This window comes from Coprobacter secundus subsp. similis (assembly GCF_015097275.1).
Taxonomy (GTDB): domain Bacteria; phylum Bacteroidota; class Bacteroidia; order Bacteroidales; family Coprobacteraceae; genus Coprobacter; species Coprobacter secundus.
The window spans coordinates 1,007,958-1,021,668 of record NZ_AP023322.1 but is presented as its reverse complement, the minus strand read 5'-3'; the positions used below and the strand labels follow the sequence as shown (position 1 = coordinate 1,021,668).

The window sequence follows — 13,711 nt, the reverse complement described above, 5'->3', positions numbered from 1 at the left end:
ACATAAAACTTTTTGGAGGGCATTTCTTATTGTAAAGCTTTATCATTTTATAGATATGGTATTATCGTTACATAAATACCAGTAATAATAGCTGAAGTAATCACTCCGGAGATATTGGCCCCTAAAGCATCTCCAAGAATAAACGAGTTGGGATTATCTTTACTTACAATCTTCTGGGCTACCTTTGCTGTTGTTGGGACACAACTGACAGCTGCAATACCTATTACAGGATTATAGTTGCCTTTCTTTATAAAATACATGATATAGCCACCTATTATACCGCCGATACCGGACAATAATAAAGCAGTGATACCCAATATTAAAAGTTTTAAGATCTTTGGGTCTAATAAAAGATGGGCGTCACATAATACCCCCAAAAGTAATCCTAACATAAAAGTTGAACCGTATAATAATGGTCCACTTACAAAATCACAAATATGTTTCATCCCTGATTCTCGAACAGCAACCCCTAAAAATAAAGAAAAGAATAATGGAGAAGCTACCGGGAACAAGAAACATAATACGGCACATAAGACAACAGAAAAAGCCAACTTTACTTTAGAGTCATAATTCTTAGGAGCCTTTTTTTGCTCTATTTTTATAGCTCGCAAGCGTTTTGGAACCATTAGTTTTACAAGATAGGGATACCCTCCATAAGTGAGCCCTAAATATAAATAGGCTACAACCGTAATAGGAACAAATAAATGCTTGGCCATCATAAGTGATGTAAAAAGTACCATTGGTCCGTCAGCACCTCCAACCATAGCGATAGAGGCGCTTTCTTTCAAATCGAGTCCGAATGCCGAAGCAATAGGTAAAGTAAGAAATGTTCCTAATTCTGCACAGAGGGCCAAAAAGAGGCTGGCAAAAGGCTTTTGGAGCAAGAAACTTACATCCAGTAATGTTCCTATTCCCATAAATACGAAGCAGGCAATAAGACCATTGCTGAATGTTAGGGTATATACTGGTTGTAAAAAGTCTATCTGCATGGTGTTCATCAATTCATCCGTATCAGAGAGCATCGGATCAAGAAATAAATTGCCGAGCCCATCACCCATAAAAAGTGTACCGCAATTAATTGCAATCATACCGAGTCCCATAGGAATCATTACCATTGGTTCAAGGATTCCTTTCCATCCTAAATAAACAAGAATACCACCTAAAACTATTAAAAATATACGGGCAAAAGCAAGTACCCAACCTCCGGCCACCATAGTGCCTATCCCTTGAAACAAGTTAAAAAAATCAATATTTTCCATGTTTTGAATCAAATTTAAACATTTTTCAATATAGAATTTGCTTGAGTTTTCCAGAAGAGAATTTTATATATAGACTAAAGTTCTTTCGAAAATTTCGCTTGATTATTTTGTTCTCCTTTCATTTGCTCTTGCTTTTTAAGGTACATTAATTGTGTATCTTCCCTGTAATGGTAGTCGATAAGATCGAGATCTGAAGTTCCGTGGCTGACTCCGTGATAATATCCGGCTGGACGTGTTTCTCGGGGATCTTCATTGATACCTCTACTGAATTCATCACGTTTGTCATCATAAATTTTAAAAATCTTAATAGCTTCTTGTTCTATCTTTTTAGCCATTTTCTGATGATATTTGCGCAATCGTTTCAAACGCATTATTTCCTCTTGATGCGAATTGTAAAAATCGAGAGAATCGGCCCATACTGCGATCAATTTTATTATTCCTGCAACAAGAAAGCCTATAATAAATGTAAGTATCATCATTGCAGATGTTGATAATAATAAATGAGACATAGTCCAAATATTTAGTTAATTATAATGTTTTTCAGAATAAGAAATTTACGATATATATACATATATTTATACTTCCATAAATTCAAGTAAAAAACTTGGAAATAGAAAGTCAAAATATTTAGAGTTTAATTCAATTTTGCTGAGTCTGCTCTGAGAATTTTTTTTGAGGCTGTTTTTTATGATAATAGGCTATTTGGTGAACGAAAGCGGGAAAACAGACCAAACGAAAATGCGACGTAAATCGAATTGAATTATTTTTGTTGAAAAATTTAAACAACCCCTTAGATATTTATCAAATCAGAATACGCCTGAGAGCATATATGAAATATCGGAAAGTCATTTTCTGAATTGAAAGGTATTGTACTCGTTCTTTTAAAAGAGTATATAATTTTCGTCCATTTGAATATAAAACATCCTGAAAATTTGATATAAATTTTAAAATCAAAGGGAATTCCTGACATCTGATATTAGACACGGACAATACTATTGCATCGCCTGCAAAAGAATCAAAGATATTGGGCTCTTTAAAAGACCAAATATCTTGCCTCTCAAATTCTGGTTGAACGATAGCTGAAAATTGATAATTGGGAAAGTCATAAAAGCAAGAATCTTGAGTACGGACATAAGTAACATTGCACTTCGAATCCGTATCAAAGCTTTTAGAAGAGTTTGATAACCCAAACAATATAAAAGCACAAATGATTAGTATTCTCATCAGATACTTTATCATATACAAACATAACAATTATAATCGATATATTACTCCTGTTTCGTGCAATATTTTATATCATATGTATTTGTGACCGTTTTTTTATATCAATAGATATAAATAATCTCAAAATTATCAGATAATAATCAGGTTGGATTCATCTTTTACGTCATATAATCTGTTATAGAAATAAAACTTAAAAAGATTTTATGAGAAAAGAAACTATTATTACCCTTTGGTATATATTGGCATTAGTCGGTATATCTTCGTGCAGCAATAAAAAACAAAATATGGAGATATTGCAAAAAGTAAAACCTGGAGTGTTTGTAGGGAAATTGCCTTGTGCCGATTGTCCAGGTATTGAAACCTCAGTTACAATCAATCCTGATAGTACTATTGTAATGACATCCCTCTATCTTGATTCAAACGGTACGTCATTTACCCAATATGGAAAATGGTCAATCAAGGATAGCCTGATTGTCGGGACATTCGATAGTGAAAAATTATACTATTTACCACAATCGGATACAGTTATAACTTTAGTAGATAAGAATGGGAAAGAATCCGTATCGATGCCTGGAAAATATCAATTAAAAAGAGTCCCCCAATTGACATCCGATTATTTTCAGGGAGAATACATACAAAGTGGTTTAGAAAATGAAGGATATAAACAATTTTTGGTAATAGAAAAAACTTCGGACGATCAGGTATTGATAAAAATTACATTTACAGGGCAAAAGAAAGGTTGTACTTTTACAGGAAATGGAGAAATCATAAATAACCAAATAGTAGTCGATTTGAATAAAGTAAATCCTGATTTAAAATCAACGATGATAATACATTCGACCGGAACAGGAACGTTAAACATATCTACCTCTGATAATTATAAAGACTCAATCCCTTTCTGTACAGATGATGGTAACTTGGCGGGAAATTATCAGAAAATAACTTCACAAAATCAATATTGATATATTGAGCGGTATATCAAATCGAGTCCTTGACTTAATCTTAGTCAAGGGCTTTTTATTTCTTATAAAAGCAACATGAGTCCTATAAACAGTATGTAAAAAACATCGGCAATATTTATTTACAAACAGCTTTTTCTGTCGTTATAAGAAATATCTGTACCACATATTCAAAATTTATAACCAATAGATAAAAGTATTTTGACCTTTCACAATTCAATAAAAACCTGTACCTTCGCTTCCATTAGTCATAAATATATATGTGTTTCAGAAGTAAAATAATCATTGTTTTTGTCCTTATAGCAATATCGGCAAATGCTGTATCTAATCCGAAACACGAGATAAGAGCCGTTTGGTTGACGACTAATTGGGGTCTTGACTGGCCTTCAAAACCCGTATCAGACCCACTATCCAGAGAAAAGCAAAAAGGGGAACTATGCCGTGTATTAGATTTGGTAAAAAAACTAAACTTCAATGTTGTATTTTTCCAAACAAGGCTTCGAGGGGATGTTTTATATCCATCGGCATATGAACCGTGGAATTATATTTTGACAGGACAGCCTGGAAGGAATCCCGGCTATGATCCTTTGGATTACGCAATCCAAGCATGCCACGAGCGAGGTCTTGAATGTCATGCTTGGATTGTATGTATACCCGTCGGGAGTAACAGGCAAGTAAAAAGTCATCGGGCTAAATCTGTTGTATATCAACATCGAGATCTATGTAAATATTTTAATGGTGAATGGTATTTGGAGCCAGGTAATCCACAAACAGCATTTTATTTAGCTTCATTAGTAAAAGAAATAGTAACTTGCTATCCTGTTGACGGGATACATTTAGACTATATTCGTTATCCCGAAAACTCACATCGTTTTCCCGATTCGGATACTTATCGAAAATATGCTAAACCCAATCAGACTTTAGCTCGATGGCGTCAAGAAAATATAAACCGCATTGTATATACAATTTATGATACCGTAAGATACTATTCACCAAGAATCAAAGTCAGCAGTTCGCCCTTAGGCAAATACAATACTCTTCCTGGTTTTTCGTCTTTAGGATGGAGTTGTATTGAAACAGTTTATCAAGACCCACAAAAGTGGCTTAAGGACGGTAAACAAGATTTCATCGTACCTATGATGTATTTCAGTGAACAATCTTTTTATCCTTTTCTGATAAATTGGGTACAACATAAATTTGGACGTATGGTAGTCAGTGGGTTAGGTGCATATAGATTGTATTACAAAGAAGGAGATTGGTGTCTATCAGATTTTATGAGGCAAATTTATGATGGGAGAAAGTATGGGATAGATGGGCAGGCCTTTTATCGGACAGGGAATCTTATTCGTAATGATAAACGTCTTTTAGAAGAGCTGTCATCTACCGTATATGCCCATCCTGCTTTGATGCCTCCTATGCCTTATTTAGGAAATAAATATTTGTCTGCTCCTAAACCGTTAGAATATGTAATATCAAAAGACAGTCTCTATTTTTTATGGGATAATGTCCCTCAGGCTCAAGGATATGTATTGTATGGTTCTGCAACATATCCGGTAGATATAAATAATGCTGGTAATATAATAGAAGCTCGTATTTCGAAGAATTTTTCTGCTCAGTCTCGTTCACTTTTAAATTCTTTTCGTTACTTTGCTGTCACAGCATTCGATGATTATTACAACGAAAGCCCACAAGCAAATTTTAATCAACCTTTTTATAACATTAGTGAGAAGATTGAATACAATAAATTTGAAGGCAAATTATATTTAGATATAGAAAATGATATAGACCAGATAATTATACAAAATATTTTAGGAAAAGAAATATTTAAGGGGAGGTATTCTCCCAAAATTGGCTTACAAAATATTCCCAATGGAGCTTATCGAGTATGGCTGATTGGAAAGTCCATACGAAAAGAAAAAATATTATTAATTTTTTAAATATAAAAAACACAATGTATCCAATTAAATTTAATACAATTCTGAAAAAAGTCCTATGGGGCGGTGCTGAAATATGCAAGTTTAAACATTTATCTGAACTACAGGATGGAATCGGAGAAAGTTGGGAAATTTCCCAAGTAAAAGGCAATGTATCGGTCGTGGACAACGGTGAATACAAAGGCTGTTCTCTGACGGAAATGATACAACATTTCGGTGCTGATTTTTTAGGGAAACATGTATATGAACGATTTGGTGAAAAGTTTCCACTATTGATAAAATTTATTGATGCCCGAGACAATTTATCGATACAGGTACATCCAAATGATGAATTGGCGGCAAAACGACACAACTCCTTTGGAAAAACTGAAATGTGGTATGTGATTGCAGCGCAAGAAGGTGCTGGACTATATTCTGGATTTTCCAAACAGATAACCCCTGATGAATATGTAGAAAGAGTTCATAATAATACGATTATGGATGTATTGCAATTTCATCCAGTAAAGAGTGGAGACGTATTTTTTCTCCCGGCAGGACGTGTACATGCCATAGGTAAAGGTATTTTTATTGCCGAAATACAACAGACTTCAGATATAACATATCGTATCTATGATTATAATCGAAAAGATGCAAATGGTAAAAGTCGGGAATTACATACAGAACTGGCTAAAGATGCCATTGATTATAAAATGTACGATGATTTGAAGACCGTATATACTTCTGAATCAGATAAGACAGTGGGACTTGTTAGTTGCAAATATTTTGTCACCAATTTACTTGATTTAAATAAAGACATAAAACGAACAATTTCCGATAAAGATTCTTTCGTCGTATATATATGTATGGAAGGAGAGGCTTCGTTGACAGACAATGATGGAAACAATATAAACATCCGGCAAGGAGAAACCATACTTGTACCGGCAGCAATAGAGTGGGTTAAATTTGGGGTACAAACAAAGGTTAAGCTCCTCGAATGTTATATACCGAAGATTTAATTTTATGACTGATAACAATTAAAAAAGAGGCTGAAGTATGGGAGATCATACCTCAGTCTCTTTTCTTTTTATTTCGATTTATATCCTTACAATACACCTTTGGTTAGCAATACCTCGGCAATATATACCAATGCACCTGCTAAATAACCACATAAAGCTATAAACGAGATATGGCGTAAATACCACATAAAGTTTATTCTTTCTATTCCCATTACAACAACTCCTGCGGCAGAACCTATAATCAACATACTCCCACCTACACCTACACAATAAGATAGGAATTGCCAAAAAGTTCCATCTTGTATAAAGTGCATCATATATGCTGTTTCCGACCCCGAAAGAGTAGAAGGGTCGGGCAAAGGATACATTCCTATGGCAGCTGCAACCAGCGGTACATTATCGACAATGGAGGAAAGTATTCCCAGTAATATATTTATTATATAAATGTTATGAATTTCTTTATCAAGCCATGTTGCAACAGCCGTAAGAATACCGGTCGCTTGCAATACGGCAACGGCCATAAGAATACCTAAAAAGAATAATATTGTGGGAGTATCGATACGTTTAAGTACATAAGGAATACGGTGTTGCTGGCTGCTATCGATTCTTTTCTTATTATATAGGCAATCGGTAAATATCCATAATAAACCCAACGAAATCATTACTCCGATAAATGGAGGTAAAGATGTGAATCCTTTAAAAATAGGTACGAATATAAGCCCTAATATCCCCAATATGAGTATCAACATTCGTTCTCTTGTTGTAAATGCGTTACCAACATTAGAAACAACAGTTTCTGTACCACTATTGAGCTCTCCTTTTATTCTTCGGGATATAATCAGTAATGGTACAAGCATAGAAACTAAACTGGGTAAAAGTAAGTAGCCAACAAGACCAGATGTTGTCACATTGCCTTTTACCCAAAGCATGATAGTCGTTATATCTCCGATAGGAGACCAGGCTCCGCCACTATTAGCGGCAATAACTATGATACTACCAAAAAGCCATCTTTCCTTCTGGTCACTAATAAGTTTTCTCAACAACATAATCATAACTATAGAAGTGGTCAGATTATCCAAAATCGCAGACATAAAGAAAGTCATGATGGCCAATAACCATAACAATTTTTGTTTCTTACGGGTAGTTATGTGACTAGTAACAATAGAAAAACCTCCATGTATATCGATAAGTTCGACGATTGTCATAGCTCCAATAAGGAAAAATAATATCTCAGAGATATCTCCTAAATGCTCAATTACTTTTACATTTACGATAAAATTGATACATTGTTGGGCCAATGGAAGAGATTGAAGTGTTGTAGAGTTACTGATATAATGCTGAAATTCTGCTGCATCATTCAGAGGAATAATATAGGGTGCACCAATAGTGTATAACGTCCAAAGAATCATACCCAACAATAACGCAGTGGCGGCTTTATCGATACGAATTTGATGTTCTAAAGCAATCAGTAGATAACCGATAATAAAAATGACAACAATAGGTAGTAACATGGCAAATCTCAATTTAAAAATTAACGATTAAATAATCTATGTAATAACAATGATATTAATAGTTCGGTTTATATGTTTATTTCACAAAAGTAAAGAAATATTTTTTAGATGTTATGTAAGTTATTAACTTTGTGAAAATAATTTAATATAAATATTTATGAAAAAGTGGATAAAGATTGGTGTAATGGCAATATTGGCAGCTATTATATTTATTGCTATTACGTATCGCGTTATCAACCAACCACCTCCTGCCAATTTAACGTCAGAAATGCAGGCAAGAACTATACTTGAAACAGGAGGATGTTTATCATGTCATAGTGCTGACGGTGAAAGACCTTTTTATGCATCTTTTCCCATTGTTGGCTTTATGGTAAAAGGAGATATTGAAAAAGGGTTGAAACATGAAGATCTTACTAAAACCTATGAATCATTAGCTAGCGGAAATAAAATAGATGAAACGATATTGGCCAAAATTGAAAAAGTAGTTACGGATGGAAGTATGCCTTTGCATCGTTATTACATGATTCATTGGGGTGCATCTCTAAACAAAGAAGAGAAATCGATGATGCTTTCCTGGGTAAAAAAACAACGTGAAACCCATTATGCTACAGGTCTCGCATGTGAAGAGTTTGCAAATGAATCGATACAGCCCATTGTCGATTCTATACCCGTAAATCCTGATAAAGTAGAATTAGGTAAGATACTATTTCATGATACCCGGTTATCTTCAGACAATACAGTCTCTTGTGCGTCATGTCATGATTTAAATACAGGGGGAGTAGATAATAAACAATATTCTGAAGGTGTAGGTGGTCAGTTTGGAGGAGTAAATGCTCCGACCGTGTACAATGCCGCATTTAATTTTGTCCAGTTCTGGGACGGTCGTGCCGGAACATTAGCAGAACAAGCAGCGGGACCTCCATTGAATCCGGTAGAAATGGCAAGCCAGTCGTTTGATGACATTATCGCAAAGCTGGCAGCTGATAAAGAGTTAACCAAACGTTTCATGGCTATATATCCTGACGGTTATTCCGAAAAAAATATTACCGATGCAATAGAAGAATTTGAAAAAACATTGATTACTCCAAATTCTGCATTTGACCGATATCTCAAAGGTGATAAATCAGCAATATCTCAAGAAGCTATAGATGGTTATGCATTATTTAAAGAAAACAAATGTGCTACTTGCCATGTCGGTGTAAACTTAGGAGGACAATCTTACGAATATATGGGATTGGCACATAGTTATTTTGAAGAACGAAATGCCCCGATAACAGAGGAGGATAACGGACGATTCAAGCAAACGAAAGAAGAGAGAGACCGCCATCGTTTCAAAGTCCCAGGCCTCCGTAATATAGAACTGACAGCACCCTATTTTCATGACGGAAGTCAGAAAACGATGAAAGATGCGGTTCAGTACATGGCTAAATACCAACTTGGCGATGAACTAAAAGATAATGATGCAGAAAAAATTGTCGCATTTATGAACACATTAACAGGGGAGTTTCAAGGTAAAAAACTGACATCGGCAAATTAATATTTCAATTAGAATAAAGCATAAAAATGGGTATATAATTTATATGCCCATTTTTATTTATCGACGATTATTATTGCAGTATTGCATCATTATATATTCCTGATGTCTGGTTTGTATATCGGTTGTTTCTTCTTTAATGATAAAGCCATTTTTCCGATAGAAATATATCGCTTGCAAATTTTCTTTATAAACATTTAGTGTCAGATTGACAGTATATTTATCTTTTACAAAATCGAGTAATGCTTTTCCTATTCCGTGCCGTTGATAGGGTATATCTACAAAAAGGGCTGCGATATAACCGTCGCATATCGAAATAAAACCGTATATCTTATTCTTCTTGGTATATATCCAATTATCGGCTTGGGGAAGATACAGTATCTCCATGTCATGCACATTATCTGTCCAATATTTTGTCGGAATAAAATGATGTGCATGAATGGAAACTCTTAGCCATAATTGAGATAGGGTAGAATACTCTCTTTTCTTAGCACTCCGTATCATGTATTAATACACAAAAAGAGGAGCAAGTTGATATATACACTTGTCACCCCTTTTTATAAATTTCAAATATCTGTATTTATTGCTTATTAAGTCTAATCAACACATTTCCTGTTGCATCAAGAAAATCTATAGTAGATGTATTTATTATTTTATAATGAGTAACTTTTTCCAAAGATTGTAAAAAGGGTGTCTCAATATTGTTTCCGGGGCAAGCCATCCGAGTTGTTGCAACTTGTACAAATGATATTGCTTTGTCATCTGATGCATCTGTTTTTATGGTACCATTCATACGATTACAACTGGTACTTCCATACAAACGCCCTTCAGCTATATCCATTGTCATTGTAGGTATATATTCCCCAGACAAGACTTCGCCATTTAGCTTTTCAACTTTCCATTCACCGGTTAATATATTGATTTCTTTTTTGCTAAGTACTAGGATATCTTTCTTTTTTTCATTACAAAAAACAACTTTTGTAATCCCTGCATTTCCATTGGCTATTACCTTATATGATCTTGTCTCATTCAAGGCTTTCATGATAAGTCCCTCGGTATTGTTTGGCATACAAGCTTTCATTGTAGAAATAACTTTATCAAAACTTATCGCTGTTTGATTAGTTACATCAGTAATAATTGCTCCGTTTATGACATTACAACCATTATTTCCGTACATTTTCTTTTCTGCAATATTTATAGTAAGGAAAGCCGGCTCATCGCTTACTATTTTTTTACCATTAACAGAAATTATATTCCATGAACCATTAAGAGACTGAATATCTACTGGTGGAACATACGAACTTTTCTGAGTCTTGCAAGCAACAAAACTGCCGCATACAAGAGCTACCATAAAATAAATTACTTTTTTCATTGTTTCTTCAGTTAAAATATAATACAAACAAATTTAGCAAATAAAGCCGTATAGAGGCTATTTCTGCCGAAATAAATACATAAAAAAAGTTGCAATTTTAAAATTGCAACTTTATAACTTTGTGACTCCGACAGGATTCAAACCTGTAACCTTCTGATCCGTAGTCAGATGCTCTATTCAGTTGAGCCACGGAGCCGATATTTATGTGATCCCGACAGGATTCAAACCTGTAACCTTCTGATCCGTAGTCAGATGCTCTATTCAGTTGAGCCACGGGACCCCGATTTTGAATTCTTATTCTCTCCAGAATAAGAGTGCTATGTGACTCCGACAGGATTCAAACCTGTAACCTTCTGATCCGTAGTCAGATGCTCTATTCAGTTGAGCCACGGAGCCGTTTGCGGTTGCAAAGATAGTAATTTATTTAATTATCCAAACAATAAATGTGCTCTTTTTATTTCTAAAATTTATTATTTGAATTTATATTTCAAAAAATCAGTAATATAGATTTGCAAAATTATTCTATAAATTTAGCATTATACAATAAGAATCCTAATCCTATTCCAAAATTCCAATTATTTTTAGGATAGCTGTACTTATTTACATACATACTAATCGAAGCAAAAGGTAAATCATACACTAAAGCAACCTCTCCGATATATTCAAACGAGTTCATGAATTTCCCATAATAAGGCTTATTGTTTTCTCCCCGTTTTATTTTATAAAAAGGAGCAAAACCATAAAGTTCAGTACGTAATTGCAGCTTATTCACAATTTTCCAAATAGGCAGCACACCAGCTGCGATATATTGTGTTGCCCTGAATGCTTCGTTAAATACCATCTTACTATGAGGAGTGGGCGTAAACGCTGGAGCTTGGATAATTGTGGAAGTATAATTATCAAAAAATCCTTTACTTGATAATACTATTTCAGAACGTATACCAAAAGTAAATTTTTGTGATAAATTCAAGTAATGATTAGTTTGTCCTGTCAATTGTAACCATGAATGTTTATTTTTATTAGTCGAACGTTTAGATATCTCTTTTCCTTCACTGGCATAATAATATTCTTTACCATATACAGCTTCTCCGACAACTGAAATACTATTTCCTGATACAGGAAACATAAAACTGTTCAATGTGTTTTTTTCAAAGCGAATCGATCCCATAAATAATTTATAATTGCTCTTATCCGCTGTTGTTTGACTATAATCTACCACGTTTGACTGATAATATCTGTCAGTAAGAGTTCCATATCCTGCTGATAACTCCGTTTTTCCTGTTGTAAGAAACGGCAGACCGACTCTTAATTTAAAATACGATTCTCCATTCGTTATGAATGTCGGAGACTCATCTATATAGAACAGTTTTTCACTCTCATAATACTTTTTTTTCGAGTGTACTCCCATCAACTTAAGGTACATAGGTATATCACTGGGTAATTCGAACCGTACTGAGGCCAGTCCCGTAGTATAAGTTTTCCCAAGCTGGCCATTCACGTCAATATCCATAGAATAAAGACTTAATGTCCTGTATTTTGCCCCTAAATATATTAAGTTTGTATTACCCGAAGATATATATCCACCGATACCTAAGACAATATTATCGCTTACTTTTGCTTTCAAATCCAATTTGAAGTTTCCAGACTCCTCCTCATAGATAGCATGAGGTATTAAATCGGAAATTTTTGAGTCTGATAGTAATTTATAATATGATTTTTTTGCTTCTTCTTGAGTAAATGTAGGACGCTCATCATTCGTATGAAACTGTTTTTTGATATAACTTTGTTGTGAATGATTTCCCCCTTGCACCGATACATCGTCGAAAATAAGTTCTGGAGTTTTACTTTTATAAATCATACGTTGCAATGCTATTTTATCAGCTGCAATTTCCCTGGGGATACGTGATTTGATAGAATCCATCATATCCTGCGTCTTTTCATATCCAATATTATATATTATATCAGCTTTGGGAAAATCCAGTAATCCAAATTCTTTTAAATCGAAGTCGATAAGAATACCTTCGTTTTCGTCTATTGTATAATTAGTCTTTTGCATGACCATATTCTCGATTTGTCCCATAAGGTTGTTTTCATCGGGTTTTTCTATTGCCGATGCCACATTGCTACCTATAATAATATCAGGATTAAAATCCTCTTTCATGACATCTATCGGAAAATTGTTATAAATGCCGCCGTCATAGACAAGAACACCATCAATCTCAATCGGTTTGAAAACAAATGGAAAACTCATCGATGCCCTGACTGCATCTCCCAAATCTCCATTTTTCAAAATAAGAGGCCTTTTGTTATATACATCTGATGCCACAGCCCGGAATGGAACAAACAAATTATCAAAATTTCCACCCGATTGTGCTGTATAGGGTGCGAATATTCGCATAAAAGCGAAATTCATTGGTAAAGGATTTATCAAACTTTGAGGCAAAAAATGTGGAGTAATCTTACTGGAATCCTGAAGCCCTATTTTAAAAGATGCAAATTCTGGGACTAAGTCTGGTTTCTTAAAATAATAAATATAGTCTTCTTCCATAGTTCCTGTAGACCAGGATGCAAAATCCGGAGACTTAATCAATTCTACCATTTCTGCTGGAGTATATCCCATCGAATATAAAGCTCCCACAATAGCCCCCATTGATGTACCGGCAATGTAATCTATTGGAATATTATTTTCTTCTAAAGCTTGAATAACACCTATGTGAGCAATACCTTTTGCTCCTCCACCGCTTAAGACCAAACCTACTGTTTGAGAATACAGAAGAGAAGGACAAATAAATATTGTAAACAAAGTCAATAAAAATTTCTTCATTTTATATTATCCGGTGAAATATTTTTTCAAAGCTAACAGTTTTTTTGCAAAAAATAGAACTTCTTTTATTAAATAATATATGCAAATTGTAAACAAAAA

The 13,711-nt window shown here is 34.3% G+C and carries 10 protein-coding genes and 3 tRNA genes; 4 read left to right on the top strand and 9 right to left on the bottom strand.

What is annotated here, in order from left to right:
• Positions 1-47 precede the first annotated feature (47 nt).
• Positions 48-1,259 carry a sodium ion-translocating decarboxylase subunit beta gene (locus tag Cop2CBH44_RS03875; protein ID WP_021931226.1) on the bottom strand — a complete coding sequence of 404 codons (1,212 nt, stop codon included), beginning with the start codon at positions 1,257-1,259 and terminating at the stop codon, positions 48-50.
• Between the two features lie 74 nt (positions 1,260-1,333).
• Positions 1,334-1,768: a hypothetical protein gene (locus tag Cop2CBH44_RS03870; protein ID WP_021931227.1), complete on the bottom strand. Its 435-nt coding sequence runs from the start codon at positions 1,766-1,768 to the stop codon at positions 1,334-1,336.
• A 918-nt stretch (positions 1,769-2,686) separates the two neighbouring features.
• On the opposite strand from Cop2CBH44_RS03870, the gene Cop2CBH44_RS03865 reads away from it, so the two are divergent.
• The 3 genes from Cop2CBH44_RS03865 (at position 2,687) to Cop2CBH44_RS03855 (ending at position 6,371) form a co-directional block, all read left to right on the top strand.
• Positions 2,687-3,445 (top strand): copper resistance protein NlpE, encoded by a 759-nt coding sequence (locus Cop2CBH44_RS03865; RefSeq protein WP_200755573.1) that lies wholly within the window; start codon positions 2,687-2,689, stop codon positions 3,443-3,445.
• A gap of 257 nt (positions 3,446-3,702) precedes the next feature.
• Positions 3,703-5,379 carry a glycoside hydrolase family 10-like protein gene (locus tag Cop2CBH44_RS03860; RefSeq protein WP_200755572.1) on the top strand — a complete coding sequence of 559 codons (1,677 nt, stop codon included), beginning with the start codon at positions 3,703-3,705 and terminating at the stop codon, positions 5,377-5,379.
• 14 nt (positions 5,380-5,393) lie between these two features.
• Positions 5,394-6,371: a type I phosphomannose isomerase catalytic subunit gene (locus Cop2CBH44_RS03855; RefSeq protein ID WP_200755571.1), complete on the top strand. Its 978-nt coding sequence runs from the start codon at positions 5,394-5,396 to the stop codon at positions 6,369-6,371.
• Positions 6,372-6,457: 86 nt separating this feature from the next.
• Here Cop2CBH44_RS03855 and nhaD read toward each other — a convergent pair whose 3' ends face one another.
• Entirely contained in the window at positions 6,458-7,882 is a 1,425-nt protein-coding gene (gene nhaD, locus Cop2CBH44_RS03850) for a sodium:proton antiporter NhaD (protein ID WP_021931232.1), read from the bottom strand.
• A gap of 157 nt (positions 7,883-8,039) precedes the next feature.
• Between nhaD and Cop2CBH44_RS03845 the strand changes: the two genes are divergently transcribed.
• A complete protein-coding gene (locus Cop2CBH44_RS03845) occupies positions 8,040-9,419 on the top strand; it encodes a cytochrome-c peroxidase (RefSeq protein WP_200755570.1) in 1,380 nt (459 codons plus the stop codon).
• Between the two features lie 57 nt (positions 9,420-9,476).
• Here the strand turns inward: Cop2CBH44_RS03845 and Cop2CBH44_RS03840 are convergent, their stop codons facing one another.
• The 6 genes from Cop2CBH44_RS03840 to Cop2CBH44_RS03815 form a co-directional block, all read right to left on the bottom strand.
• Positions 9,477-9,920, bottom strand: a complete 444-nt coding sequence (locus tag Cop2CBH44_RS03840) for an N-acetyltransferase (protein WP_021931234.1) — start codon at positions 9,918-9,920, stop codon at positions 9,477-9,479.
• Between the two features lie 76 nt (positions 9,921-9,996).
• Entirely contained in the window at positions 9,997-10,788 is a 792-nt protein-coding gene (locus Cop2CBH44_RS03835; RefSeq protein WP_021931235.1) for an META domain-containing protein, read from the bottom strand.
• Positions 10,789-10,910: 122 nt separating this feature from the next.
• Positions 10,911-10,984: transfer RNA gene (locus tag Cop2CBH44_RS03830), tRNA-Arg, on the bottom strand.
• A gap of 10 nt (positions 10,985-10,994) precedes the next feature.
• A tRNA-Arg gene (locus Cop2CBH44_RS03825) sits at positions 10,995-11,068 on the bottom strand.
• 42 nt (positions 11,069-11,110) lie between these two features.
• Positions 11,111-11,184: transfer RNA gene (locus Cop2CBH44_RS03820), tRNA-Arg, on the bottom strand.
• 121 nt (positions 11,185-11,305) lie between these two features.
• Positions 11,306-13,612, bottom strand: a complete 2,307-nt coding sequence (locus tag Cop2CBH44_RS03815) for a patatin-like phospholipase family protein (RefSeq protein WP_200755569.1) — start codon at positions 13,610-13,612, stop codon at positions 11,306-11,308.
• Positions 13,613-13,711 lie beyond the last annotated feature (99 nt).

Excerpts from the sequence above, each read along its gene's own strand:
- Cop2CBH44_RS03835 (WP_021931235.1), bottom strand. The coding sequence starts at position 10,788 with ATGAAAAAAGTAATTTATTTTATGGTAGCTCTTGTATGCGGCAGTTTT.
- Cop2CBH44_RS03875 (WP_021931226.1), bottom strand. The coding sequence starts at position 1,259 with ATGGAAAATATTGATTTTTTTAACTTGTTTCAAGGGATAGGCACTATG.
- Cop2CBH44_RS03840 (WP_021931234.1), bottom strand. The coding sequence starts at position 9,920 with ATGATACGGAGTGCTAAGAAAAGAGAGTATTCTACCCTATCTCAATTA.
- Cop2CBH44_RS03870 (WP_021931227.1), bottom strand. The coding sequence starts at position 1,768 with ATGTCTCATTTATTATTATCAACATCTGCAATGATGATACTTACATTT.
- Cop2CBH44_RS03845 (WP_200755570.1), top strand. The coding sequence starts at position 8,040 with ATGAAAAAGTGGATAAAGATTGGTGTAATGGCAATATTGGCAGCTATT.
- nhaD (WP_021931232.1), bottom strand. The coding sequence starts at position 7,882 with ATGTTACTACCTATTGTTGTCATTTTTATTATCGGTTATCTACTGATT.
- Cop2CBH44_RS03865 (WP_200755573.1), top strand. The coding sequence starts at position 2,687 with ATGAGAAAAGAAACTATTATTACCCTTTGGTATATATTGGCATTAGTC.
- Cop2CBH44_RS03855 (WP_200755571.1), top strand. The coding sequence starts at position 5,394 with ATGTATCCAATTAAATTTAATACAATTCTGAAAAAAGTCCTATGGGGC.
- Cop2CBH44_RS03815 (WP_200755569.1), bottom strand. The coding sequence starts at position 13,612 with ATGAAGAAATTTTTATTGACTTTGTTTACAATATTTATTTGTCCTTCT.
- Cop2CBH44_RS03860 (WP_200755572.1), top strand. The coding sequence starts at position 3,703 with ATGTGTTTCAGAAGTAAAATAATCATTGTTTTTGTCCTTATAGCAATA.